The sequence below is a fragment of the Mesorhizobium sp. BHbdii genome (assembly GCF_053848045.1).
This window is the reverse complement of record NZ_JBSPKX010000001.1, coordinates 669,025-694,394: the sequence shown is the minus strand read 5'-3', so window position 1 is coordinate 694,394 and position 25,370 is coordinate 669,025. Positions and strand designations below refer to the sequence as shown.

Annotated in this window: 24 protein-coding genes and 1 pseudogene; 13 read left to right on the top strand and 12 right to left on the bottom strand. The window is 63.5% G+C overall.

Annotated elements, in window-relative coordinates; translation table 11 throughout:
- Nucleotides 1-175: 175 nt before the first annotated feature.
- The 3 genes from galE to ACWTU8_RS03295 form a co-directional block, all read right to left on the bottom strand.
- Nucleotides 176-1,150, bottom strand: coding sequence for a UDP-glucose 4-epimerase GalE (gene galE, locus ACWTU8_RS03305; protein ID WP_455847017.1), 975 nt, complete (start codon nt 1,148-1,150; stop codon nt 176-178).
- Nucleotides 1,147-2,121, bottom strand: a complete 975-nt coding sequence (locus tag ACWTU8_RS03300) for a UDP-glucuronic acid decarboxylase family protein (protein WP_455847016.1) — start codon at nt 2,119-2,121, stop codon at nt 1,147-1,149. Before ACWTU8_RS03300 ends, galE begins: the two co-directional genes overlap by 4 nt.
- 375 nt (nt 2,122-2,496) lie before the next feature.
- Entirely contained in the window at nt 2,497-3,699 is a 1,203-nt protein-coding gene (locus ACWTU8_RS03295; protein ID WP_455847015.1) for an MFS transporter, read from the bottom strand.
- Between the two features lie 211 nt (nt 3,700-3,910).
- Between ACWTU8_RS03295 and ACWTU8_RS03290 the strand changes: the two genes are divergently transcribed.
- Nucleotides 3,911-4,333, top strand: a complete 423-nt coding sequence (locus ACWTU8_RS03290) for a VOC family protein (RefSeq protein WP_455847014.1) — start codon at nt 3,911-3,913, stop codon at nt 4,331-4,333.
- Nucleotides 4,334-4,404: 71 nt separating this feature from the next.
- Here the strand turns inward: ACWTU8_RS03290 and ACWTU8_RS03285 are convergent, their stop codons facing one another.
- Nucleotides 4,405-5,298, bottom strand: a complete 894-nt coding sequence (locus tag ACWTU8_RS03285; RefSeq protein ID WP_455847013.1) for a LysR family transcriptional regulator — start codon at nt 5,296-5,298, stop codon at nt 4,405-4,407.
- Between the two features lie 96 nt (nt 5,299-5,394).
- On the opposite strand from ACWTU8_RS03285, the gene ACWTU8_RS03280 reads away from it, so the two are divergent.
- Together ACWTU8_RS03280 and ACWTU8_RS03275 are read left to right on the top strand one after the other, a co-directional pair.
- The gene (locus tag ACWTU8_RS03280) at nt 5,395-6,144 is read left to right on the top strand and encodes an SDR family NAD(P)-dependent oxidoreductase (RefSeq protein WP_455847012.1); all 750 of its coding nucleotides are present in this window, start codon (nt 5,395-5,397) and stop codon (nt 6,142-6,144) included.
- 153 nt (nt 6,145-6,297) lie between these two features.
- Entirely contained in the window at nt 6,298-6,681 is a 384-nt protein-coding gene (locus ACWTU8_RS03275) for a YybH family protein (protein WP_455847011.1), read from the top strand.
- Nucleotides 6,682-6,747: 66 nt separating this feature from the next.
- Here ACWTU8_RS03275 and ACWTU8_RS03270 read toward each other — a convergent pair whose 3' ends face one another.
- Entirely contained in the window at nt 6,748-7,209 is a 462-nt protein-coding gene (locus ACWTU8_RS03270; protein WP_455847010.1) for an Lrp/AsnC family transcriptional regulator, read from the bottom strand.
- 160 nt (nt 7,210-7,369) lie between these two features.
- On the opposite strand from ACWTU8_RS03270, the gene ACWTU8_RS03265 reads away from it, so the two are divergent.
- Entirely contained in the window at nt 7,370-8,377 is a 1,008-nt protein-coding gene (locus ACWTU8_RS03265; RefSeq protein WP_455847009.1) for an ornithine cyclodeaminase family protein, read from the top strand.
- A gap of 93 nt (nt 8,378-8,470) precedes the next feature.
- On the opposite strand, the gene ACWTU8_RS03260 is transcribed toward ACWTU8_RS03265, so the two are convergent.
- Both ACWTU8_RS03260 and ACWTU8_RS03255 read right to left on the bottom strand, forming a co-directional pair.
- Nucleotides 8,471-9,403, bottom strand: coding sequence for a dimethylarginine dimethylaminohydrolase family protein (locus tag ACWTU8_RS03260; protein ID WP_065006680.1), 933 nt, complete (start codon nt 9,401-9,403; stop codon nt 8,471-8,473).
- Between the two features lie 22 nt (nt 9,404-9,425).
- Nucleotides 9,426-11,021, bottom strand: a complete 1,596-nt coding sequence (locus ACWTU8_RS03255) for an amidohydrolase (protein WP_455848373.1) — start codon at nt 11,019-11,021, stop codon at nt 9,426-9,428.
- Between the two features lie 76 nt (nt 11,022-11,097).
- Between ACWTU8_RS03255 and ACWTU8_RS03250 the strand changes: the two genes are divergently transcribed.
- The 6 genes from ACWTU8_RS03250 to ACWTU8_RS03225 all read left to right on the top strand — a co-directional run bounded on the left by ACWTU8_RS03250 (nt 11,098) and on the right by ACWTU8_RS03225 (nt 16,674).
- Entirely contained in the window at nt 11,098-11,985 is an 888-nt protein-coding gene (locus tag ACWTU8_RS03250; protein ID WP_029350660.1) for a LysR substrate-binding domain-containing protein, read from the top strand.
- Nucleotides 11,986-12,259: 274 nt separating this feature from the next.
- Nucleotides 12,260-13,354, top strand: a complete 1,095-nt coding sequence (locus tag ACWTU8_RS03245; RefSeq protein WP_455847008.1) for an ABC transporter ATP-binding protein — start codon at nt 12,260-12,262, stop codon at nt 13,352-13,354.
- A gap of 91 nt (nt 13,355-13,445) precedes the next feature.
- On the top strand, nt 13,446-14,558 hold the full coding sequence (locus tag ACWTU8_RS03240; protein WP_455848372.1) for an ABC transporter substrate-binding protein: 1,113 nt from the start codon (nt 13,446-13,448) through the stop codon (nt 14,556-14,558).
- A 24-nt stretch (nt 14,559-14,582) separates the two neighbouring features.
- Nucleotides 14,583-15,416, top strand: a complete 834-nt coding sequence (locus ACWTU8_RS03235) for an ABC transporter permease (protein WP_455847007.1) — start codon at nt 14,583-14,585, stop codon at nt 15,414-15,416.
- Nucleotides 15,416-16,222, top strand: coding sequence for an ABC transporter permease (locus ACWTU8_RS03230; protein WP_455847006.1), 807 nt, complete (start codon nt 15,416-15,418; stop codon nt 16,220-16,222). Before ACWTU8_RS03235 ends, ACWTU8_RS03230 begins: the two co-directional genes overlap by 1 nt.
- A gap of 206 nt (nt 16,223-16,428) precedes the next feature.
- Nucleotides 16,429-16,674: a DUF982 domain-containing protein gene (locus ACWTU8_RS03225; protein WP_455840566.1), complete on the top strand. Its 246-nt coding sequence runs from the start codon at nt 16,429-16,431 to the stop codon at nt 16,672-16,674.
- Nucleotides 16,675-16,758: 84 nt separating this feature from the next.
- Here the strand turns inward: ACWTU8_RS03225 and ACWTU8_RS03220 are convergent, their stop codons facing one another.
- Nucleotides 16,759-17,823, bottom strand: a complete 1,065-nt coding sequence (locus ACWTU8_RS03220; protein ID WP_455847005.1) for a glycosyltransferase family 2 protein — start codon at nt 17,821-17,823, stop codon at nt 16,759-16,761.
- Nucleotides 17,824-18,312: 489 nt separating this feature from the next.
- The gene (locus tag ACWTU8_RS03215) at nt 18,313-19,644 is read right to left on the bottom strand and encodes a dicarboxylate/amino acid:cation symporter (protein WP_029350644.1); all 1,332 of its coding nucleotides are present in this window, start codon (nt 19,642-19,644) and stop codon (nt 18,313-18,315) included.
- A 238-nt stretch (nt 19,645-19,882) separates the two neighbouring features.
- On the opposite strand from ACWTU8_RS03215, the gene ACWTU8_RS03210 reads away from it, so the two are divergent.
- Both ACWTU8_RS03210 and ACWTU8_RS03205 read left to right on the top strand, forming a co-directional pair.
- A complete protein-coding gene (locus tag ACWTU8_RS03210; RefSeq protein WP_455847004.1) occupies nt 19,883-21,757 on the top strand; it encodes a sensor histidine kinase in 1,875 nt (624 codons plus the stop codon).
- A 13-nt stretch (nt 21,758-21,770) separates the two neighbouring features.
- On the top strand, nt 21,771-23,126 hold the full coding sequence (locus ACWTU8_RS03205) for a sigma-54-dependent transcriptional regulator (RefSeq protein ID WP_455847003.1): 1,356 nt from the start codon (nt 21,771-21,773) through the stop codon (nt 23,124-23,126).
- A 31-nt stretch (nt 23,127-23,157) separates the two neighbouring features.
- On the opposite strand, the pseudogene ACWTU8_RS03200 reads toward ACWTU8_RS03205, so the two are convergent.
- From ACWTU8_RS03200 to ACWTU8_RS03190, 3 genes and pseudogenes are all read right to left on the bottom strand, one after another.
- Nucleotides 23,158-23,268: pseudogene (locus ACWTU8_RS03200) on the bottom strand (2OG-Fe(II) oxygenase); the annotation flags it as partial.
- Nucleotides 23,269-23,277: 9 nt separating this feature from the next.
- Nucleotides 23,278-23,805 (bottom strand): hypothetical protein, encoded by a 528-nt coding sequence (locus ACWTU8_RS03195; RefSeq protein ID WP_455847002.1) that lies wholly within the window; start codon nt 23,803-23,805, stop codon nt 23,278-23,280.
- 82 nt (nt 23,806-23,887) lie between these two features.
- On the bottom strand, nt 23,888-24,319 hold the full coding sequence (locus tag ACWTU8_RS03190) for an OsmC family protein (protein ID WP_455847001.1): 432 nt from the start codon (nt 24,317-24,319) through the stop codon (nt 23,888-23,890).
- 308 nt (nt 24,320-24,627) lie between these two features.
- Between ACWTU8_RS03190 and ACWTU8_RS03185 the strand changes: the two genes are divergently transcribed.
- Entirely contained in the window at nt 24,628-25,353 is a 726-nt protein-coding gene (locus ACWTU8_RS03185; RefSeq protein WP_455847000.1) for a 3-keto-5-aminohexanoate cleavage protein, read from the top strand.
- Nucleotides 25,354-25,370: the final 17 nt, after the last annotated feature.

The following is a 25,370-nucleotide window of genomic DNA, read 5'->3' as shown; positions in this document are numbered from 1 at the left end:
ACCGCAACGCTGAAATCGCGCGCCCTGCAAAGACTGAAGGGCAATCCGGGCTTGCGGGAACGCCTCGGTCAAGCATCGCGAAAACGCATAGAGGAAAATTTCTCGGTTGCCGCAGTGGCCGCCGCTCTCGGTTGTTTGTTGACCAGGCGGTAGGGCTCTTCCGCAAAAAAGATCGTCACAACCGGCGGCGATACCAGGCCAGCGCCGTTTCGACGATCCGGTCGATTCCGGATTGCTCAGGCATCCAGCCGAGTTCCCGCGCCGCCTTGGCAGCCGCGGCCACAAGCGCAGGCGGGTCACCTGCCCTGCGCGGACCGTAGGTCACAGGAAGGCGCGTTCCCGAAGCCCGGCTCACCGCATCGACCAACTCGTTCACCGTCGTTCCGGTTCCGGTGCCGAGATTGTAGACGTGGACGCCCGGATCGCGCAGAAGCTTCTCCCCTGCCAGAACATGCGCACGGGCGAGATCGGTGACGTGGACATAGTCCCGCACCGCGGTTCCGTCCCTTGTGTCGAAGTCGGTGCCGTTAATGGTAAAAATCCGGCCCGATCTAACCGCCGCCTCGATAGCGAGCGGAATGACATGCGTTTCCGGTTCATGCCGCTCACCGACCTCGCCGTCCGGATCACATCCGGCCGCGTTGAAATACCGGAGCACAACCGCGTTGAGGCCATGGGCATCTGAAAGATTGTCCACCATTCGTTCTACGATGAATTTCGACCATCCATAGGGATTGATGGGCGACTGCGGATGCGTTTCGTCAATCGGAGAACGAATCGGAACGCCGTACGACGCGCAGGTGCTCGACAAGATCAGCTTGTCGACGCCGATCTTCAGCATTTCCTCGAGCAAGACCAGCGTCCCAAAAGTGTTATTTCGGTAGTAGAGTTCCGGGCGCTCGACGGACTCGCCGACATAGGCGTAAGCGGCGAAATGCGCCACCAAATCCGGCCGATACTGGTGCAGCGCTGCTGCCACCGCTGCGACATCGCAAATATCGCCCTCGACAAGCGGTCCCCATTTGACCGCGTCGCGCCAGCCGCGCGAGAGGTTGTCATACGCAATGACCGACCAACCGGATTCGGCGAATGCCTTGCAACAGTGTGAGCCGATATAGCCCGCCCCGCCAGTGACCAAGACTGTTTTCATTCGGCTGCAGCGGACCGAGCGTATCCCGATGAGACCAAGTCATCGAAATAGGCAATTGTCGTGGCGAGACCATCGCGCAACGCAATTCTTGGCTTCCAGTTGAGCTCGCGCAAGGCACACCCGATATTAGGCTGTCGCTGCCTTGGGTCATCGACGGGCAAGGGTAAAAACCTGATCTTGGATCGGCTTCCGGTAAGTTCGATCACGAGATTGGCCAGTTCGAGAATCGTGAATTCGACCGGGTTGCCGAGATTGATTGGACCGGTAACATCGTCGGCTGTGTGCATCAGGCGAACCAGACCGTCGATGAGATCATTGACGTAGCAAAATGAGCGTGTCTGCTGGCCGGTGCCGTACACGGTTATCGGCTTGTTTCGCAGTGCCTGCATGATGAAGTTGGAAATGACGCGGCCGTCGTCCGGACGCATCCTCGGACCGTAAGTGTTGAAGATGCGCGCTACCTTGATCCGCAGCCTGTGCTGCCGCCAATAGTCGAAAAACAGAGTTTCGGCACACCGCTTGCCTTCGTCGTAACAGGAACGGGGACCTACCGGGTTTACCCTGCCCCAATAGTCCTCGGTCTGCGGGTGAATCTCGGGGTCGCCGTAGACTTCAGACGTGGACGCCTGAAGGATCTTTGCGCGAACCCGCTTGGCGAGCCCCAGCATGTTGATCGCCCCATGGACGTTGGTCTTTGTCGTCTGGACCGGATCGAACTGATAGTGAACCGGGCTCGCCGGGCAAGCAAGGTTGTATATTTCATCAACTTCTATGTAGAGCGGAAATGTCACGTCGTGGCGAATGATCTCAAAGGATCTGTTGTCGAGCAAATGCGAGACGTTTCTCCGACTTCCTGTGAAGAAATTGTCGACGCATACAATCTCGTGGCCTTCAGCAAGCAACCTCTCGCATAAGAACGATCCCAGAAAACCTGCGCCCCCCGTCACCAAGACTCGCTTTGCCTGCTGCATCTTAGGGATCCTCACGCCAGTTCTTCACGCAATCGAATGCGCAAAGCCCTGAGGCGAGGATAGGAAAAAAATGCTGCGCAGCAAACACAAAATCTTAACACACTTGAAATAGTCGCGTGAGGTGTGGCGCAAAAATACGCGAAAAAACCGTTCATTCACCCGTTTTGACGGTTTTCGTCCGACGTCGGCTTGCCGGCAATCGGCATTTGGACGTGAACGCGCTGCGCCGCAGCATGATCGATTGCTAATTAAGGGAGATGGGTCCTGCACAGTCTTGACCCGGCTCCTATCACCGCCAATGAACGCCTCGCGACTGGGATCAAAAGCTGACATAGCGATGTTCACTTTCGACCCCTGCGTCCTCTCTCCACCAACCTACGCCGGTTGCAACTCGCTGCGCGGCAGCCGCGGGAAGGCGATCGCCACCGCCACCGCGCCGAGTCCGACAAGGGCCGAGCCGATGAATAGCCAGGAATAGCTGGCATAGGCATCGAACACCATGCCGCCGGCGAGCGGGCCAAAGGCCATGCCGATGCTGGACAGCATGGTTACGGCACCAAAAACTGTGCCGAGGATGCGCTGGCCGAAATATTCGCGCGCCAGCACCGCATAGAGCGGCATCACGCCTCCATAGGTGGCGCCGAAGATGACGGCGAGCGTGTAGAACTGACCAAGCTCACTGACGGCGAGATAGGCTGCGATCACCACGGACTGTATCGCCAGACCGGTAATCAGCACTGGCTTGACCCCCAGCCTGTCGGCAAGCACGCCGTATAGAAGCCTGCCGCCCAGCCCCGCCAGGCCCTCGATGCCGTAGATGCTGACCGCCGCCATTGGCGCTATGCCGCACAGCATCGCATAGCTTACCATGTGGAAGATTGGCCCGGAATGCGCCGCGCAGCAGGCAAAGAAGGTCAGTGCCAGAACGATGAATTGCGGGGAGCGCAGCGCTTGGCGAACCGACATGCCGGTATCGTTGGCGGCAAGGTCGGAGGTGGCGTCGTCAGCGGCAGGCTTGGGCGGCTGGCGCACCAGCAATGCGGCCGGCACCAGCAGCGCCCACGCCGCGACGCCGATGACGAACATGGCGGTGCGCCAGTCATAGGCCGAGATCAGCCAGCGCGCGAAGGGCGAGATGGTCATTGGTGCCACGCCCATGCCGGCCGAAACCAGGGAAACGGCAAGGCTGCGGTTCTTGTCGAACCAGGCCGTGGTCAGAGCGATCATCGGCGCGAAGAAGGCGCTTGCCGCGAGGCCGACAAGCACGCCATAGGTGATCTGGAAGACAAGCAGCGAGCCGGTGCGGCTGGCCAGTACCAGCGCCAGCCCGAGCAGCACCGCGCCTATCGTCACGACAATGCGAGCGCCGTAGCGATCGTAAATGGCGCCCCAGGCGAAGCCGCCGAGGCCCATTACCAGGAAGTTCAGCGTCATCGCGCTCGATATGCCGGCGCGCGACCAATCTGTGTCGAGTGCCATCGGTTCGAGGAAGATTGCCAGCGAGAACATCGCCCCGAGGGCGACACAGGTCATCAGGGCGCCAGCCGCGACGATGACCCAACGATAGGAAAGGCTCATATTTTTCTCCCGAGATCGTTTGGACACGGCGCGACTTCTTTCGTGATTCGCAGCGCCGCTTGCGTCCGAAGGACGATGGCGACATTTCGAATCCTACAATCCGGTTGCATTTTTTATCCAGTCGGGAATCGCGCCACTCGATTGCTCCATTGCATTGACCGTGCACCGTCCTGAGCTAGATTTCCAACCTGGCGATCAGGAGCTAACAGGCATGGAACTTCATCGCGGCCGTCTCATCGACCACGTCCAGCTGGTGGTCAGGGATCTCAAGGCCAGCCGCCGCTTCTACGAGGCGGTTTTCAAGGTGCTCGATGTTCCCATCGGCGGCAGCGCCGAGGATTATTTCTGGGCCGACGAGCTGTTCGTCTCCAGCATCGACAGCCGGGCGGCCAGCGGGCAACTGACGGGGCGCCAACACCTTGCCGTCCAGGCAAAGGACCGCGAGATGGTCGACGCCTTCTATAAGGCCGGGCTCGAGGCCGGCGGCACCGACAATGGCGCACCGGGCGAGCGGCAGCACTACCATCCCGGTTACTACGCCGCCTTCCTGCTCGACCCCGACGGCAACAACATAGAGGCCGTCTTTCACGGGCCAGCCAATCGCAGTACCGCTTCGGTGAAGATTACGTTCTGATGACCGGGTGACGAGGGCAAGATCTTGCTTGCGACAGCGTCGGATCGACTGCGTGCGCCATCCTGCCCGCCCTATCGCGTCAGCACCGCCATCTGGCTCGCCAGGAAATCGACGAACAGCCGGGCGCGGACCGGTAGCTGTCGCCCATACGCATGGACGATGTGCACCGGCATGGTCGGCATCGCCACCTCGGGCAAGATGCGGATCAGGCGGCCGGCATCGAGATCGTCCTGCACGGCAAACTGCATCAGATGCGCGATGCCGGCTCCGGCAAGCGCCGCTTGCCGGATAGCGCCGCCATCATCGGTATCGAGCCGCCCGTTCGGCACGACTACCGTGCCGTCGGCCAAGGTGACCGGATAGGGCCGGCCGGCCATCTGATAGCGGATGAAGTCGTGGCTCTGCAACGCCTCGATCGAGGCTGGCCGGCCACGCTGTTTGACATAGGCCGGCGAGGCCACCAGCACGATCGGCAGATTGGCGATCTTGCGCGCCATGAGCTCGGTGTCCGACAGCGTCCCCATGCGCACCGCGACGTCATAGCCTTCGCGGATCAGGTCGGCGTGGCGGTCGGTAACGTTGAGTTCCAGTTTCACCTCGCTGTGCTGAGCCAGGAACGCTTGCGCCCAGGAGGCGATCAGGCCGCGCCCGAGTTCCACGGATGCCGTGACGCGCAGCAGGCCGCGCGCTGTATCGGCCATCTGGACGATGTCCTCGGCATCATCGAGCGCTCTGAGCAAAGGCGCGATCCGCTCGTAATAGGCGAGGCCTTCGCTGGTCAGGCCCAGCCGGCGCGTCGAGCGCTGGATCAGCCTGACGCCCAGCCGGCGCTCGAGCCGCGCCACGCTCTTCGACACCGCCGACGGGCTGGAGCCGACCAGCCGGCTGGCGGCATGGAACGAGCCCGCATCGACCGTGCGCACGAAGGCGACGAGACCGGCGGTCTTTTCGAGGATTGTGGTCATTCAAGAATTCCAGGCACGAAAGAACCGATCGAGATGACCCTAATACGCTATCCGATCACGATTAAATACCGCTCATCATCGACAAAGGAGATTTTGATGAGCAAGCTGAACGGCAAGGTCGCCATCGTCACCGGCGCCTCCAAGGGTATCGGCGCCGGCATCGCCAAGGGTCTTGCGGCGGCCGGTGCCGCCGTGGTCGTCAACTATGCTTCGTCGCGGGAAGGTGCGGACCGCGCCGTTACCGCGATCAAGGATGCAGGCGGCCGAGCCGTTGCCGTCCACGGTGATGTGTCGCAAGCGGCCGACGTGCGCCGCCTGTTCGAGGCGGCCAAATCGTCGTTCGGCGCGGTGGACATCCTGGTCAACAATGCCGGCGTCTTCGCGTTCGAGCCGCTGGAAGCGGTGACCGAGGCCGAATTTCACCGTGAGTTCGACACCAATGTACTGGGCACCATCCTAACCATCCGGGAAGCGGTGAACCATTTCGGTACCAGAGGCGGCATCGTCATCAACATCAGCTCGGTCGCCAGCCTCAACCCGCAGCCGAACTCGCTGGTCTACGCCGCCACCAAGGGCGCGGTGGATTCGATCACGCTCTCCATGTCGAGAGAACTGGGCGCCCGCAACATCCGCGTCAACGCCATTGCCCCAGGCGGCGTCGACACTGAGGGTCTGAAACGCATCGGCATCGCCGGCAGCGAATTCGAAAGCCAGATCGTCGCCATGACCCCGCTCGGGCGCTTCGGCCAGCCCGACGACATCGCCCGCATCGCGGTGTTCCTAGCCTCCGACGACGCGTCCTGGCTGACCGGCGAGCGCATCACCGCCTCGGGCGGTTGGCGGTAAGCATAGAGCCGCGGACCGGCCGTTTCACGCCACAGGCAGCGCGACGTCGATAAAACACCGCAATCGATGACGGGAGCGATCTAAGCCCTATGTTGCGGCGAGGGAGGAGCGCCGTGCGGTATCGATGACGGCGAGAAGGTAGGGAGATAACGGATGACGGACGACGAAAGAGCAATTCGAAAGCTGGTCGAGACGTGGATGGATGCGAGCAAGCGTGGAGATACCGCGACCGTCCTCAGCCTGATGACGGACGACGCGATCTTCATGGTTCCCGGCCGGGAACCCTTCGACAAGGAGATCTTCGCGGCGGCTGCGCAGGAGATGACCGGCGTTCATGTCGATGGCACGAACGAGATCGTTGAACTACAGCTTCTCGGCGACTGGGCCTTCATGCGCGGCCGTATCGATATGACCGCGACGCCGCCAAACGGGAAGCCGGTGCGTCAATCGGGATACACGCTGACGCTCCTACGCAAGGAGGCTGATGGTGAGTGGCGGCTCGCGCGCGACGCAAACCTGCTGACTGCGCAAAGCTAGAGCCGGTCTCCTGCGTCTCTGCACCGGATGCGATGCAGGTCGCCCTGAACAGCCTCCTCCACCTGATCACACCGGCAATAGGGCGTTCGGCTTGACATCGGCTATGGAGGCGAAAGTGTGCGCTTCGCGCACGCCGGGCAGTGGCAGGATGACCCGCTGCAGGAAATCCTGGAACACCGCCATCTCGGCGATCCGCGCCTTGACCAGATAATCGAAACCGCCAACCACCATATGGCACTCCAGAACCTCCGGAGCTTTCGCCACGGCTTCGGCGAAGCGGTCGAAGACATGCGGCGCCGTGTGGTCAAGCCGGACCTCGATGAACACCAGCGTTCCCCGGCCGACCTTGCGCGGATCGAGCACGGCCCTGACCGCGGTGATGAACCCGTCGCGGAACAGGCGCTTCACCCGCTGGCTGGTTCCGGTCGGGGACAGCCCGACACGCCCGGCCAGATCAAGCGTCGTCCGGCGCCCGTCCTCCTGCAGCAGCCGGAGCAGGCTGCGGTCTATCTGGTCGAGATTCTCCATTTCACAATCCACGCTATCTCAGAGGTTTTTGTGCTGATTTCACGCAGAGATGCCAAAATCAACGTATTTCATCACATAAAACCTCGCAATAGCCTGCGCTTCCCTCACCCACTTAGAGCAAATGTGGTGAGCCGATTTTCAACGAATACAGGAGTGCAGGATGACCAAGGAAGCGTTCAGCCCAGCCGGCAGGAGTGCGGCGGAAATCAGCAAGGGAGCGACCGAGATCCTGGTGCTGAGCGAAGCTGACGTGATGGCGTGCATCGACCTCAGCCAGCTTCTCGATGTTCTGGAAGACGGCTTCAAGGCGCTGTCACAAGGCAAGGTCGTCAATCCACCCCGACCACAGCTCGACATCCCCGGGGCCGGCTACAGCCTCGCCATGCCGGCCTGGATGGAGGGCATGAACCTGACCGTCAAGATCGTCAATGTCTTCGAAGGCAACCTGGCAATCGGCCTGCCCAGCCACCTTGCCACCATCAGCCTGTTCGATCCGCTGTCCGGCCTGCCGGTCTGCATCATGGACGGCACCTTCATAACCGCGGTGCGAACCTCCGGCTCCGCCGTGCTGTCGGTGCGCGCGCTTGCGCGCCGGGACGCCAGGATAGCGACCGTGGTCGGCGCCGGCGTCCAGGCCAACCAGCACCTGCATCTGTTGCCGCTGGTACGCGACTTTGCCGAAATCCGCGTTACATCGAAGAGCTTCGACGATGCGGCAGCGCTTGCCCGGCTGCATCCGTCGGTGGTGGCGGTTGCCGACCTCGAGGCGGCAGTGCGCAGTTCCGACGTGGTGTGCCTGGCGACCCACTCCTACCAGCCGGTGATCGACGCAGGCTGGGTCCAACCGGGCACGCATGTCTCGTCGGTCGGGGTGGCGCCGCCCGGCGGTGAAATGCCGATCGAGCTCATCGGCAAATCCAGTCTTTTTGTCGAAACCAAGGATGCATTCAAACCGACCCCAGTCGGTTCTTGCGAGCTTGCCGGCTTCGACCCGGATTTCGGCACCGAGCTTGGCGCCATGCTGCTCGACCGCGCGCCGGGTCGCGTTTCGGATCAACAGATCACCACCTACAAGGCGATGGGCATTGCGATGGAAGACATGGTCGCCGCCGACCTCGCCTATCGTTGCGCCAGGCGTCTGCGCAAGGGAACGCTCATCGTGCTGTAGACGCGTGCCGCGAGCCAGGCGGGATCGACGTCGCTGACGATGGCGCTTCCGCGGAAGTGGCCGGACTAAAGGCCGGCCCCTCAGGCCGGCCCCTCAGGCCGGCTCGCGCTTCAGCGCCTGCGCCATGCAGTGGATGCCGCCGCCGGTCTTCGAGATCTCGCTCATGTCGACGGCCGCCACTTCGAAGCCGCGCGCCTTGAGCTGGCCGATTAGCGTTTGGCTGGACGTCGGCGCGATCACCCTGTCCTTGCCCAGCGACATGAAGTTGCAGCCGAGTGCCATCGTGTCCTGGAACGGCACGTCGATGATCTCGTGGCCCTTGCCCTTCAGCCAATCGACGATGCCCGGCTCCGTGCAGGCGAGGCAGACGGCGGTCAGCTTCTCGGCGATCGGCACCACCATTAGGTCGATATGGACATAATATTCGTCGATGAAGGCGATGCGGGTTTCCCAACCCTCCTTGTCGAACCAGGCCTGGACCTGGCGCGCGCCCTCCTCCTGCGTGCGGGCGCCACCGCAGCCGATCAGCACCACGCCGTCCTCGATGACGTTGAAGTCGCCGCCCTCGAAAGTGCCCGCGGTGACCATGTCGTAGATCGGGATGCCGAGCTTCTCATAGGTGCGGATCGCCGCATAGTTCTCGCCGCGCCGCCACCAATTGGCCATCGCGGTGATGATGACGCCGTACGGTGTCATGACGCTTGAATCGCGCGAATACACCTGCATCGGCAGTTCCGGCGTCGGCTCGTGCCAGTGGATGTTGACGCCGAAATGCTCATAGGCGGCGACCAGATCCTTGTGCTGCGCCTGCGCGATCTGGACGTTGCACGGCGCCTCGCGCAGATGTTTGCGCGACAGCGAGCTGGTCGAGAGGTGGCGCAGGAAATTGGGCGAGCCGAGCAGGACGTCGGTCAAGACATCGGTCTCGTTGGCGAAGCCCCAAGTAGTAAGCGGCTTGGTGCCGCCGGCCGGATTGCGGCGTTGCAACGAAAACGGTTCTGCTACGATGCGGTCATGAACGGTCATGGAGTTCTCCTCGCTTGGGTGATCACGCGGCTTGCGGGTTGCTTGGTATCCACCAGTCCCGTCCGCGCGGGGTGGTGACATATTCCGGCCAGCGGAAATGGATCGGCGGGTCGTAGTCGCAAAGTGGCGCCAGCCAATTGCTGCCGCCAATGCCGCCACCGGTGCGGGCGACGAATTCGTCCATCGCCGCATCGCGGGCGGACTTGTCTTCCAGCAGGCGAAGTGCTGCCAGCGCAATCGTCTTCGACGCGCAGGTGACCATCGGATCGATCGTGGCGGAAATACCGCCCAGCGCGTTCATCGCCCAGGACGGATAGGCGTGGCCGTTCCGCGAACGCAGCGCCGGACGGGCGACATAGAACCGCGCCGTCGGCGCGTGCCATGACATGTCGGTGTAATCATCCGAGGTCGAATTGAGCTGCGACGGCGGCAAGTCGCGGCGCAGGATCGCCTCCGCATCCTGCGGCGCAATCAGGTGCTCCATCTCGGCTATGAACGGCTCGTCGGTCGTCGCGCCGCCGGCATTGACCTGGATTTCGCGGGCGATCGCCTTGGCCGTCTCGTCCCAGCGCGGTGGCCCGACCGTCGACAGCGCCTCATAGGCGATATCAGCCATGGCGTGATTGGCCAGCCCCGGACGCGACTTCGACACCCAGTGCCGCTCATGGCGGCAGCCGCTCATTTTCGCGGCGGCTTCCGCATTGCGGTCGAGCACGGCGGCCACCTGCTCGGCCATCGCAAGCGTCGGCACGCGGATTATGTACTGGATCTCGGCCAGCCCCGCCGGCAGATTGTCGGCGGTCGCCTGCCCCGCCGTCAGGATCGCCTCGCTGATCGACCAGCCGCCCTGATGCGGCAGCATGGAATCGCGTAGCGCCTTGGACGCCATGTACATCATCATGAGCGCGTCGTTGGCACCCGGCGCCCTGACCGCCGAATGCGCCTGCGGAATCGGTGCACCATCGCTTGCGCGAACCCAATTTTCGGGTTCGTCGCACACAAAGCGGTAGATCATCGCGTAGGCGGCACCGCAATGCGTGTCCCAGCGCGCCGTGTTGCAGAGCGGCAGCATGTAGAAGGGATGAAAGGAGATTATGCCGGCAAGCCCGTCATAATAGCCCTTTGCCGCATGGATCGGCTTCGATCCCCGCACCTTCTCCGCCGGCTCGCCGGTGAAGCGCAGCGTGCCCGGTATGCCGTGCCGCTGCATCGCCGCTTTGGTCGCCAAGAGCCCGCCAAGGCTGGCAATACCGAGGCCGGAATGCGGATCGGTGTGGCCGCCGGCCTGTTCGCCGAGGCCTGGGCGCGGACGCCTCACTGTCGCCGCATCCTGGCAATTGCCGGGTACGGCGTCATACTCGGCATACATGCCGATGGTCGGCCCGGCGCCGTTGGTCCAATGGGCGCAGAAGGCGGTGGGCATGCCGCCAGAGCCTTCCTCCACAGAAAAGCCTTCGTGCTTCAGACGTTCCACATACCAGGCGGCCGACTGGTATTCGCGCCAGGCGGTCTCGCCGAAATCGAAGATCGTCCGCGTCCACGCCGACAACGACGGCTGGATGTCATCCAGACAGGCAAGCGCGGTCGCTTGGGCCGAGTTCGTCACCGGTTCCTCCATGGACGAGAAGAAAGCAGTGAAGCGCCTCGCCAAAAAGTGATATGTTTTCCCGGCTCATGCAAATTCGGTTCACCTCTTGAGAATTCCATCGACGCAGGCGCTGCGCGCCCTCGACAGTTTTGCCCGTCACGGCAGCGTCTGGCGCGCTGCTGACGAACTGCATCTGACCCGCAGCGCCGTCAGCCATCAGCTTCGCCTGCTCGAACGCGATCTCGGCTTCGATCTGCTCGAGCGCATCGGCAAGGGCGTGGCGCTCACTCCGCGCGGCCAGCGCTATGCCAGCGACGTGCGCAAGGCACTGACTGTGCTGGGCGACGCAGTGACTCGCCACGCCGGCACCGGCGTCGGCGGTTCGTTCAGCGTCAGCTGCACGCCGGGTTTCGCCTCGCTGTTCCTGTGCACTCACATTGGCGAATTCCGGCAGATGTACCCCGATGTCGCGCTGCGCATCCTGACGCCGCGGCGGCTGGACGACGTCAGCAATGCCGAAGCCGACGCCTTCATCGCCTTCGGCGTTGGCAACTGGCCGAACCGCGCGGTCGAGCTATTGTGCGAAATCTCGTTTACGCCGCTGTGCAGCCCGACGCTGCTCAACAAAGTCGGCGGCTTTTCCAAGCCGGCCGACGTGCTGCGCGCCAATCTGCTGCATCTCGGCGACACCGAGGACTGGGCGCGGTGGCTGGCGCTATCGAAGGTCGAGAATCCGGACATCGAGGGCGGCATCTTCTTTTCCGACATGAATCTGGTCTTTTCGGCGGCGATCGCCGGCCAGGGCATCGCCATGGGCGACGAGTTGACCAGCCGCCGGGCGCTGAGCGAAGGCCGACTGGTGCGCCCCTTCGACATCGCGATCAGTTCGCCGCGGTCGTACTTCTTCGTCTCAGAGCATGCCAAGGCGAGCCACCCGGTGCTGGATGTATTCAGTGGATGGTTGCGGTCGAAGCTGTCGGAGAACCAGCGTTAATCTCCCCCCTCGAGGGGGAGATGGCCGCGGAGCGGCCAGAGGGGTCGCTTCGGCTGGGCTCGGCCCGGTCTGGCTTTCAAAGAAAGAGGAAGTTGGCGCTCACGCGCAGCGACCCCCTCTGTCGCCTTCGGCGACATCTCCCCCTCGAGGGGAGAGATTTGGCGCTACACCTCGCCATAGATGAATCAAATTTGCCGGTCAGGCGAAAACTATTCGGTTGCGGTGAGCCGCCGCCCTGCCTACGATTTCAATCAGCATTGAGGACAAAGGCAGGATGCAGCAACCCGGCCGGGCCGCAGAGATCAAGGCAATCGGGATCGGCAAGAGCTTCGGCTCGTTCCGTGCACTGGACGATCTGACGCTCGATATCGGCCGCGGTGAGTTCCTGACCCTCCTCGGGCCTTCCGGTTCGGGCAAGACCACCTTCCTGATGATCCTTGCCGGTTTCGTGCAGCCGACCGACGGTCGCCTTTACAGCGACGGCGCCGACATCACCGAGCGGCCGGCCGAACAGCGTGCGGCCGGCATGGTTTTCCAGGGTTACGCGCTGTTCCCGCATATGTCGGTCGAGGGCAACATCGCCTTCCCGCTCAAGGTGCGCAAGAAATCATCGGCAGAGATCAAACGACGTGTCGGCGAGATGATCGAGCGCGTCGGGCTGAAGGGCCACGAGAAGAAACTGCCGTCGCAGCTTTCCGGCGGCCAGCAGCAGCGCGTGGCGTTGGCACGCGCGCTGGTGTTCGAGCCGGGCGTGCTCCTCCTCGACGAGCCGTTCTCGGCGCTCGACAAGGGCTTGCGCGGCCAGATGCAGGCCGAGATGAAGCGGCTGCACCAGGAGACCGGCACCACCTTCGTCTTCGTCACCCATGACCAGAGCGAGGCGCTGGCGCTATCGTCGCGCGTTGCCATCTTCAACCACGGCAAATTGCTGCAGGTTGGCGCGCCTGACGAGGTTTACGACCGGCCGGCCAGCCGTTTCGTCGCCGAGTTCCTCGGCGAGATCAACATGCTGCCGCTGAAGGGCGTGCGCAACGCCGACAACGGCGCCACCGGCCTATGCGAAGATCGCACCATCACGCTGCGCGGCAATGCAAGCGCCGTCGGCAGCAACGCCATCCTGGCGATCCGGCCCGAATACATGTCGATCGCGCCCGAAGCGGCCGCCGGCGAGAACGGCATCGCCGCGACTGCGGTCGCTTCGACCTATCTCGGTGCCGCGACGCGGCTCGATCTCACGACGCGCCAGGGCGCCAAGGTGACGGTCTCGGTGCCGAACGAGGTCGCAGCGTCGGCACTCAGCAAGGGCAATTCCGTGTGGCTGACATGGCCGGCGGAAAAAGGTTTCCTCCTTCCGGACGGAGGACAATGACGATTGGCGTGGCGAAGCTGAATTCGCCAAGCTGACTTTCGGGAAGTATCAACGACAAAAAAGGGGAACTGACATGACAAACAATTCAAAGATGAGCGAAACCAAGAAACACTCTATCGAGACGCTGTCCGCCAGGGCGGCGCGCGGTGAGATTTCGCGCCGGCAGTTCACGCAGCTGGCCGCACTCGTGCTGGCCGGCACGCCGATCCTGCTGCGCTCGACCGGCGCGCTCGCGCAAGCCAAGGAACTGGTGCTGGTCAATTGGGGCGGCGACGCCATCACCGCCTATGATGCGGCCTATGGCCAGGCCTTCACCAAGGAGACCGGCATCACCGTCAAGATGGATGGCTCCGGCCCGACAGAAGGCGCGATCGCGGCGCAGTTCAAGAGCGGCGCCCCGACCTGGGACCTGGTCGACGTCGACCCGTTCTCGGCCATCACCCTCGGCGCCCAAGGCATGCTCGAGCCGATCGACTATTCGATCGTCGACAAGAACAAGATGCGGCCGGGCTTCGGCTGGGAACACGCCGCCTCGACCTATTTCTTCTCCTACGTCATCGCCTATGATTCCGAGAAATTCGGCAGCCAGGCGCCGACCGGCATGGCCGACTTCTTCGACGTGACGAAATTCCCCGGCAAGCGCTCGCTCTACAAATGGGGCGTGTCGAGCTGGGAAGCGGCACTGCTCGCCGACGGCATCGCGCCGGCCTCGCTCTATCCGCTCGACCTCAAGCGCGCGCATGACAAGATCGCCGCCTTCAAGGAAAACGTCGTCGCCTATTGGGGCGGCGGCGCCGAAAGCCAGAGCGTGCTGCTCGACGGCGAGGCTTCGATGGCGATCGTCTGGTCGACCCGCGCCTCTCTGATCGAGCAGGATTCCGGCGGCAAGATCAAGTTCATCTGGGACCAGGGCCTGATCTCGCCCGGCGCGCTCGCCGTGCTCAAGGGCAATCCCGGCGGCAAGGACGCGGCGATGAAGTTCATCGCCAGCGCCCAGGATCCGGAAAAGCAGCTCATTATGTTCGACAAGCTCGGCCAGGGTCCGGCCAATCCGGCCGCCGACGCGCTGATCCCCGCCGACAAGAAGCGCATCAACCCGGTCGACCCCGAAAACATGAAGAAGCAGATCCCGCTCGACATGGAGTGGTATGCCAAGAACTACGGGGCCGCACTCGACGAATACACGAAGATCATCTCCGCCTGATAGACCGGGATAACCGGGGCCGAGATGAAAGCATATCTCTCCGACAGGATGGGCGCGGCGCTGTTGATGGCGCCGCTGCTCCTGTTCCTTGGCGCCGCCTACGCCTGGCCATTCTTCGGCGTCGTCAACTGGAGCTTCACCCTCCCCGAGCCTGGGCTCGGGCAGTATGGCACGCTGCTTAGCGACCCGCTGGTGCAGTCGGTGTTTGTCCGCACGCTGCGCATCGCCGCAATCGTCACGATTGTTTCGGTTGCCGCTGCCTATGTCATCACCGTGGTGTGGGTGCGCGGCACGCCGGCGCAGCGCGTAATCGCCGAATTCTGCATCCTGGTGCCGTTCTGGATCTCGGTGCTGACGCGCGCCTTCGGCTGGGTGGCGCTGCTTTCCAATCGCGGCCTGTTCAATACCTGGCTGCAGGCGATCGGCTTCATCTCAGAACCTCTGACGCTGGTACGCAACGAATTCGGCGTCATCGTCGGCATGACGCATTTCCTTATCCCCTTCGCCGTGTTTCCACTGGCGTCGTCGATGCGCAGCCTTGACGACCGCGTCCTGCTGGCGGCGCGCGGGCTCGGCTCCAGCCGTATGCGCACCTTCTGGTCGGTGTTCGTGCCCATGACCCGCTCCGGCATCATCGGCTCGGCGCTAATCGTCTTCGTGTTTTCGCTGGGCTTCTTCGTGACGCCGGCGATCCTCGGCGGCGGCCGCAGCGTGATGGTCGCCGAGCTGATCTATCTCCGCATCTTCCAGAGCCCGGACTGGGGCCTAGGGGCGGCGATCAGCGTCGTGCTGGTGCTGTTCGTCGGCGCACTGATGGCGCTGGTGTTCCGTTATGTCAGGCCGAGGCAGCTGATCTGATGCCGACCTACCGCCCCGGCCCCGTCTCGCTGATCCTCGCCGCCCTGGTCGCGCTGTTCCTGTTGTTGCCGCTGCTTGCCGTCATTCCGGTGTCGCTGACGCCGACCCGCATGCTGGCGATGCCGTCCGGCGAATTGTCGCTGCGCCATTACCGGGCGCTGATCGAGGATCCGCGCTGGATCAACTCGATCCTGCTCTCGATCAGGATCGGCGTCGTCAGCAGCGCCTTTTCCACCGTGCTGGCGCTGTGCTTCAGCCTCGGTGTGTGGATGTTCCAGCCGCGCTTTACCGCTGCACTCGTCGGGTTCGTGCTGCTGCCGATGGTGGTGCCGCCTGTGGTCTCGGCGATCACGCTCTACTTCCTGCTGACCTCGATCTCCGGCGTCAGCTCGTTGTTCGGCTATGACACCTGGCTCGGTGTCGCCATGGCGCATGCGGTGATGACGGTGCCCTTCGCCACGGTGCTGATCCTGGTCTCGCTCAGCCAGCTCGACCGGCGCATCGATCTTGCCGCGCGCGGCCTCGGCGCCACCGTGTGGGAGCGCGCCACCCGCATCATCATGCCCAACATCAAATTCGGCATCGTCACCGCGGCCCTTCTGTCCTTTGTGCTGTCCTGGGAAGAGATCGGCGTCACCCTGTTCATCACCTCGGTCAACGCCATCACGCTGCCCAGGCTGATGTGGATGGGCCTGCGCGACAACATCGACCCGGCGATCGCCGCACTCTCGGTGATCCTGATCATCATCACGGTGCTGGTACTTGCGGCGCGCAGTGTTGTGGTCAGGCTGCGCGGGGCGCATTAGGGCAGGCAGACGCGTGCTGCCCTACCCGGGGTCGGGATGCGTTCGTTGCTATGCTGGTGAGTGGCTCGTTGGGACTCCGATTGGAACGGGACGCCCGCCGACCTTCCGGCGGCGGAACGCCGCTTTCACGCCATGATGACAGCCGCAAATGAAACCTTGTACCACGGCATGCGTTTTGGTGCGTTCAACTCACCAAAGGTTCCACCATGGATCAAGGATGGTTTTCCAAGCCGGTTACTGTTTCGGTCGGCATCACGGGAACGATCCGACATATTTCCAACGCACAACAGGCTGTCGAATTGCTGACAGGCCAGTGGCGCGACGCTGGCAGCCTGCAGCATGGCGCCGCACTGCGCGCATGCCGCCGGGCCATGAGCGGCGATGTTACAACCGAGGCCGCAAGGGAAGCCTTTGTCGGCGCCGCGCGGGAGGCGCATGTTCTGGTCGAGTGAGCGGCCGGGCCTGCTCGCCCTAGCCTTCGAGCATTCGTCGCGGACCGGACCGAATACCTAGCGGAGCCATGTCAACGCGTCACTCTATCCCATCGCGTGGCGGATTGTCTTGGACAGACGGCTAAGGAATGCCGGTCTAGACGATGCGTCGAGCTTCCACGACAGCACCGCCGTCGCCATTTTCCGTGGCAACACCCCGACTGACAGGAACCAGGCGGCAAGGACGGCGCGCCGCCGCAGGGACGCGGTCATTTCGAGGCTGGCGACGGCGCCCGCCGCCCCGAGCGCCAGCCGGAAATCATTGGCCACGGGATGCCGGCGTCTGTCTGCGCACAGCGACGCCAGCCGCTCTTCCAGATGGACCGGATCGTGGCGGACCGCGTCCGACGGCACGATTGTTAAGCCGATCCCGGAGGCTTGATCCGACAGCGCCTGCATGCGGCGGAAATCGTGGGTTACCCTCCAGCGCGCCCGCTCGGCGAGCTTTTCACCGAAGACCGAATGGTTGGCGCCGTGGATCCGGTAGGCGCCGACGCATTCCTCAATGGACTGGACGTGCCCGTACATAGGCGCCAGCGTTGCAAGATAGCCGTCGGCGCCCTGGCGGAACTCCGGCTCTGGAATCGGCATGATCGATTCCAGGGTTGTGCGGTCAAAGGCCAGCCCGCTGGTTACGGTTGTCTGGTAGCGGCCCTTGTGCAGAAGTTTCGGCATGACGTCGCCGCTGTCGAACGGCAGTTCGGGCGGCGGAAAGACATCCTTGATGCGTTGCCGCTCGTCGACGATATGGAGCCTGGACTGCACCTGGGCCGTTGCCGCATCCCAGGTGTCGACGATCGTGGAAACAGCGGTCGGATAGAGGTAGTCGTCCGCGTCGAGGAACAGGACGATCTTGCCCGAGCTTGCCGCAAAGCCGGTGTTGAACGCGGCGGCATGCCCGCCATTTTGCACTCGCGGGCATGCGACGATCTCGTCGCGATAGGATTCTATGATTGTCGTGGAATTGTCCTGCGATGCATCGTCGACGACGATGACTTCGACATCCGCGTAGTCCTGCTCCAGCGCGCTATCAATGCTGCGTTTGAGGAAACGCGCGTAATTGTAGTTCGGGATGATGATTGATACCGGAATCCTCGGTTCAGACTGCATCGCGTTTGACCTCGCATCTTGCTTTGGTTTCGGCAAAAGCCCGCTCACGGGCCGCCCCCTCTTCAAGCGCGACGAGTTCCTGAGAGGAAAGCATGCGCCTTCCGTCAGGAGACGGGTCACGTCTCTTGCGACTTCGTAGCGAGGCCGCCATGCTTTCGAGGGCTGCCGCCTTGGTCAAGGTTGTGGTCGGCGGCAGCACAAGCTCCGACGGTTCGGCCGCTCGCAACCGAGCCCGACGGAAATGTCTCGCCTTCGGTCGCGATCAGGTCGGGATCGAAGTGGACGGGTGCCTTGAAGGCATGGCGGATAGTGGCCTTCAAATACGGCTGGAGCAAGCCCCGCGCCAACAACAAGACTCACAAGCCTGTTACATCCGAGGCAGCGCGCAGCGGCGTGGCCCGTGGATAATCGCAGATGTTGGAGATTGGCCGCGGCCAGTCCGAAGCCGGCGGCAGCCGGCTTCGGACTATGACCATGCAGCCTGAACAATCAGGCGGCCTGCAGCCCTGGCAGCGACAGGTCAGCTTCCTCCGGCAAGTCGCCGGCCATTGCTGCGGCAAACTTGGTCTGGTCGAGTTCCCCTTCCCAGCGCGCCACGACCACGGTCGCCACCGCATTGCCGACGAAGTTGGTCAGCGCCCGGCATTCCGACATGAAGCGGTCGACGCCGAGGATCAGAGCCATGCCGGCGACCGGCACCGTGGGTACGACCGAGAGCGTCGCGGCGAGCGTGATGAAGCCGGCGCCGGTGATGCCGGCGGCACCCTTGGAGCTCAGCATGGCAACGGCGAGCAGCAGGATCTGGTCGCCGAAGGTGAGCGGCGTGTCGGTCGCCTGCGCGATGAACAAAGCGGCCAGCGTCATGTAGATGTTGGTGCCATCGAGGTTGAAGGAATAGCCGGTCGGGATGACCAACCCGACCACCGAGCGGTTGCAGCCGGCGCGCTCCATCTTGGACATCAGGCCCGGCAGTGCCGCTTCCGAGGACGAGGTGCCGAGCACCAGCAGCAGCTCTTCCTTGATGTAGCGGATCAGCGCCAGGATCGAGAAGCCGTTGTAGCGGGCAACGGCGCCAAGCACCACCAGCACGAACAGCAGCGCGGTCAGATAGAATGTGCCGATCAGCATCGCGAGGTTGGCGATCGAGCCGATGCCGTATTTGCCAATGGTGAAGGCCATGGCGCCGAAGGCGCCGATCGGCGCGGCCTTCATCAGGATGGCCACGAGACGGAAGATCGGCGTGGTTAGTGCCTGCAGGAAATCGACGACCGGACGGCCGCGGTCGCCGACCATGGCCAAAGCGACACCGAACAGCACCGAGAAGAACAGCACCTGCAGGATGTCGCCCTTCGCGAAGGCGCCGGTGATCGTGTCGGGGATGACATTCATCAGGAAGCCGACAATGCTGGTGTCGTGCGCCTTTTCGGCATAGGTCGCCACCTTGGTGGCGTCGAGCGTGGCCGGATCGATATGCATGCCGGCACCCGGCTGGACGACGTTCGACACGACGAGACCGACGACAAGCGCCAGCGTCGAGAACACCAGGAAATAGATCATCGCCTTGCCGGCGACGCGGCCGATCTTCTGCAGGTCGGCAACGCCGGCGATCCCGGTCGCCACCGTCAGGAAGATCACCGGCGCGATCACCATCTTCACCAGCTTGATGAAGGCGTCGCCGAACGGCTTCATCGCCTCACCGGTTTCGGGATAGAAGTGGCCGAGAAGCACACCGGCGGCGATCGCCGCCAGCACCTGCACATAGAGATGCCGGTAGAAGGGAAGTTTGCCGCGCGGCTCGGCGGCAGCGAATACTGTCTGCATGACGTCCTCCATTGTGCTCCGATCGAAAGCTCGACCTCCCGGAGCAATTGCATTGACCCCCAGCAGCCTCGCGACCGCTGAATTCGTGTTTGCAACTGCCGTGCCAGACTGCGTGGAAGAGAATTTCCCTATGATTTTATTGAATATTCTCGAAATCCAGGTTTCGTTTCGCACATAGAAAGTGCGGATATTCGCATAGCCGAATTGTGCTTTGTGCGAAAACATGCACAAATGGCTGATGCTGCAACGCCCCGCCGCTGCCCCGTTTTCAACGCCCCAACCGTCGACGCCCGAGCAACTCGGCAGGCGAGCGCGCCGTGCCTGGCTGCTGTTTGCGGCCATCGCCCTTGCGATCGCCACGGCCGCACTTTACGGCGCAGGCCATTATGGCCGCACCACGGAGGTTGGGGCACTGGCGGCGCAAGGCCGCACCGACGCCAATCTGAAGGTCGCGCTGCTGCGCGCCGTGCTGGAGAGCCCGCGCGCCCTGCCCCTGCTTTTGTCGGAGGACCAGCAGGTGCACGACGCGCTGGCACAGAAAAGTGCTGCTGCGGTCGATGTGCTGAACCGCAAGCTTGAAGGGCTGGTCTCCGGCACCAAGGCTTCGGTGCTCTATGTCATCGGCACCGACGGGCTGGCGATCGCCTCCAGCAACTGGCGCGAGCCGATCAGCTTCGTCGGCAACGACTACCGATTTCGCGATTATTTCTCCGGCGCGATGCGGGCCGGAACTGCCGAATATTTCGCGCTCGGCAATGTCAGCAAACGCCCCGGTCTCTACATCTCGCGCCGCGTCGGCGATGATGCCGCACCGCTCGGCGTCGTTGTCGTCAAGGCGGAGTTCGACCAGCTCGAGGCCGACTGGCACGAGGCGAATCGCCCGGCCTATGTCAGCGACGAGAATGGCGTCGTCCTGATCACCAGTGTGCCGTCCTGGCGCTTCATGACGACCGGGCCGCTTGCCGGGCCTGATCTTGCCGCCATTCAGAACAGCCAGCAGTTCGGCGACGCACCGCTGATGCCATTGCCGATCACGCGCCCGCAGGCGCTCAGCCCGGACGTGTCGATCATCCATGCGGTGACGCCCGGCGGCAACGACGCGGAATATCTCAGGCTTTCAACGCCGGTCCCTTCGACTCCCTGGCGGCTCGACTATCTCGTCCCGGCCGAAGCGCCGATCGCCGCCGCGGTCCGTGAAATGCGGCTCCTTGCACTCGGCGTCATTGTCCCGTTGCTCGGCCTTGCTGCGTATCTGTTGTGGCGGCGGCAGTCGGGGCAAATGCGGATCGCCGCCGAACAGGCGGCGCGCACCGAGCTCGAACGTCGCGTGATCGAACGGACCGAGGATCTGAGCCGCGCCCGCGATCGGCTGCAGGCCGAGATATCAGGCCATCGCAGCACGGAAGCCAAGCTGCAGGTGGTGCAGCAGGATCTGGTCCAGGCCAACCGCCTCGCCATCCTCGGCCAGGTCGCCGCCGGCGTCGCCCACGAGATCAACCAGCCGGTCGCCACTATACGCGCCTATGCCGACAACGCCCGCGTCTTCCTCGACCGCAAGCAGACTTCGCCGGTCGAGGAAAATCTCGGCGCCATCGCAGCACTTACCGAACGCATCGGCAGCATTACCGAAGAATTGAAGGCCTTTGCCCGCAAGGGTCGCACCGCCGCCGAGCCTGTCGAATTGCGCGGCGTCATCGAAGGCGCCGTGGTGCTGTTGAGAAGCCGCTTTGCCGGCCGGCTCGACGCACTGGCCATCGACTTGCCGCCGCCTTCCCTCAAGGTCATGGGCAACCGTGTCCGGCTCGAACAGGTGCTGATCAACCTCTTCCAGAACGCGCTCGAGGCGTTGGAAGGCCGCGACGACGCTCATGTACGGGTTTCGGTCGAGGGGACGGCGGACGGTGTGACGGTCGGCGTGTTCGACAACGGACCGGGCATTCCGCCCGCAATCCTTAGATCGCTGTTCACGCCGTTCAACACCTCAAAGGAAAAAGGCCTCGGCCTTGGCCTCGTCATCTCGAAGGATATCGTCGCCGATTATGGCGGACGCATCGAGGTTTCGAGCGACCATCGCGGCACCCGCTTCACCATCCATCTCTTGAAAGCAGTGTAGTGGCAAAGGCAGCATGACCAATGACGACGCAGCGCCGGTGATCCTGATCGATGACGACAGCGATCTCCTCAGGGCCACCGCGCAGACGCTTGAGCTTGCCGGCTTTTCGGTATTGGCTTTTTCGGTGGCGGCCGAGGCGCTGGCCAGGCTCGACGCCGGTTTTGCCGGCGTGGTGGTGTCGGATATCCGGATGCCTGAAATCGACGGCTTGCTGCTTTTCGATTGCGTCCTGCGGCTGGACGCGGACATTCCGGTCATCCTCGTCACCGGGCATGGCGACATCGCGGTTGCCGTCAAGGCGATCAAGGACGGCGCCTACGACTTCATCACCAAACCCTTCGCCGCCGACCGGCTGGTGCAGAGCGTGCGCCGCGCGGCGGAAAAGCGCCGCCTGGTGCTGGAGAACCGCGCCTTGCGCGAAGCGGCCGGAGAAGCGCAGGACGGCCTGCCGCTGATCGGCCAGACGCCGGCGATGGAAAGGCTGCGCCGCACGCTGCGCCAGATCGCCGACACCGATGTCGACGTGCTGGTGACCGGCGAGACCGGCTCCGGCAAGGAGGTGGTGGCAAGCCTCTTGCATCGCTGGAGCCGCCGCGCCAGGGGCAATTTCGTTGCGCTGAATTGCGGCACTCTGCCGGAGACGGTCATCGAGAGCGAGTTGTTCGGCCATGAGGCCGGCGCCTTCACCGGCGCGCAGAAGAAGCGGATCGGCCGCATCGAGCACGCCAGCGGCGGCACGCTGTTCCTCGACGAGATCGAAAGCATGCCGGTCTCGACACAGGTGCAGATGCTGCGCGTGCTGGAGATGCGCGAGGTCACGCCGCTCGGCACCAACGAGTTGCGGCCCGTCGACCTGCGCGTGGTTGCGGCCGCGAAGGTCGATCTCGGCGATCCGCGCCAGCGCGGCACGTTCCGCGAGGATCTCTACTACCGGCTCAACGTGGTGACGATCTCCGTTCCGCCGCTGCGCGAGCGCCGCGACGACGTCGCCCTGCTGTTCTTCTATTTCGCCGAGCGCGCCGCCGCCCGCTTTCGGCGTCCGGTGCCGGCGGTGCCGGCCTCGGTGCACCGCCATCTCAGGGAGCATGACTGGCCGGGCAATGTGCGCGAGCTCGCGCATTTCGCCGAGCGGTTTGTGCTTGGATTGGAAGAAGACGCTGGAGCGCTTCCCCCTGGCCTAGCCCGGCCGGATGCCGACATGAAGCTGCCGGAGCGGCTGGAGCGCTACGAGGCCGACATTATCCGCGAGACGCTCGGCCGCAACGAGGGCGATGTCAGGCGCACGATCGAAGCGCTGGGGATTCCGCGCAAGACCTTTTACGACAAGCTCCAGCGCCACGGCATCGTGCGCAGCGAGTTTTCCAGGTAATGGGTACCGGCGCCTCGGTCGAGCGGCTCCGCTACTTCGCGTCGTGGAAGATGACGCGTGTGTCGCGTGCCGGAGCGAAGCCGGCTGACGCCGTGCCTGAGATTGACCCGGTAGCTGCCCTGGTGCCTTGGACCGGACGGCTTCGATTGCCTCAGGCCTTTTTGCGGTAAGGCTCGAGCTCCGGATCGAGGTCGACGCCCACCGCATTGGTGAACACGGTCGTCGCCACCATGATGCCGGCGAAGGCGACCAGGTCGACGAGCAGCGGCTCATCGTAGCGGGCTTTCAGTTCGGCCCAGACCTCATCGGGAATGGCATTGGCGTCGGTCGCGATGGCCGTGCCGAAGGCGATCAGCAGCGCTTCATCGGCTGTCGGCTCGATGTTCTCGGGATCGAGCTCCATATCGATCAGCGCGCGACGAAAGAAGGTCACCGGTATCTCGGCCCGGCAAGCCGCGGAAATCGTTAGCGAAAACAGCCAGATGGCGCGATCGTCGAGATCAGGCCGCAGCATGTCGCGCAACGTGAACCACTCGGCATAGATGCGATGGGCGACCGGCGAATGCAGCAGGATGCGCTTCATATTCGTCATCCGGCCGCGCAGCCTGAGTTCCTCGTCATGTGCCGCACGGATCTCAGACGAGGCCGTGTCGTAGTCGATCTGGGAAATCATGGCCATGGAGTGGTCCTCGGTTGGTGTCGAACTATCCGGACGAGGAGAAGCCTGCCCTGAGGGCACAGATGCTACAGAACCCAAGCTCTCAAAGGCTCCCAGCAAGCACAGTGACAAGCTCGGGTGTCTCACGCAGCGTATTGCTGACCGTACAGATCGTTTCGGCGTCCTCGACGATCCGCTTCTTCATCGCCTCGTCGAGATCGCCCGAGATGTCGAGGGTGATCGTGAAGCGGCCGATGCGGGAAACGTCGCCCACCGCCTTTTCGCCGCTCACATCGGCGCGGACCTCGCCGAGGCTGGCGGCGACACCCATACGCGTGGCAGCGATGCGCGCGCTCAGCACCATGCAGGCGGCCACGGAGGCATAGAGAAGGTCGAGCGGATTGAAGCCCGGCGCGCTGGCTCCGGTCACGACATCGACAATGCCGCCGGTCGGCGTGGTGACGACGGGCAAGCTGCCAGGCGACAGCACGGCAACCGCGCCGGCGGTTCGGGTCCTTACCTTGAACTCACTCATTCCCAAATATCCTTCCGGCCGGCCGGGCATGTTGTTGCCCATAGCGTGCTCGATGCCGGATACCGCAGTATCCGCCGATGATCGTCAAGGTAGCCGGTCCAGCAGTGCTGCTTGAGCTCCCCAATATGCGTCAAATACCCATATCTTGCCTGGCAACAAGATCGTGACTGAACAAGATGATAGACGCATCCTGCCGGATTGCATCGGGTCAGGCCGCATCCGTTTGTCAGGAATGCGCACCGGACGCGATTCCGGATTTCGGGATCGTGCGCTAGACTGGTCGCAACTTCAACCAGGCCACTACTCGTATGATCGTCCAGACCTGCATCAATGGCGCGCGCGGCGCCGACTTCCATCCGCAACTGCCGCTTGACCCCGGAGCCATGGCGCGTGACGGCGCGGCCTGCGTCGCTGCCGGTGCCGCCGAGCTGCATGTCCATGCGCGCGGGCTCGACGGCCGGGAAAGCCTCGCTCCTGAGGCGATCGACCGCACCATCCTTGCCCTCCGCCGCGCCTGCCCGGGAACGCTGATCGGTGTCTCCACCGGCGCCTGGATCGAGAACGACGACGAGCGGACGCTTGCCGCGATCGCCAGCTGGAGCGAGCTGCCCGACTATGCCTCGGTCAATCTGAGCGAGAAGGCCGCGCCCGAGGTCATGCAAAGCCTGCGGCAGCGCGGCATCGGCATCGAGGCCGGGCTCGCCTCCGTCGCTGATGCCGAGCGCCTGGTCCGGCTCGACCGTGGCAGCCAGGTGCTGCGCATCCTGATCGAGATCTCCGAGCAGGCGCTGGACGCGGCATGGGAAGTCAGCGACGGCATCGCGGCCGTGCTTGACCGCGCCGGGATGCGACGGGCGATCCTGCTGCACGGGGAAAACGCGACAGTCTGGCCATTCGTGCACCGGGCGGCGGAGCGCAACTGGTCGACGCGTGTCGGGCTGGAAGACGGCAAAGAGCTTCCGGACGGCGCTACGGCATCAGGCAATGCCGCACTGACGGCTGCTGCCGTCGCGATCTTCCGGGCCGGTCGCTGATTCATCCCACAGGTTTC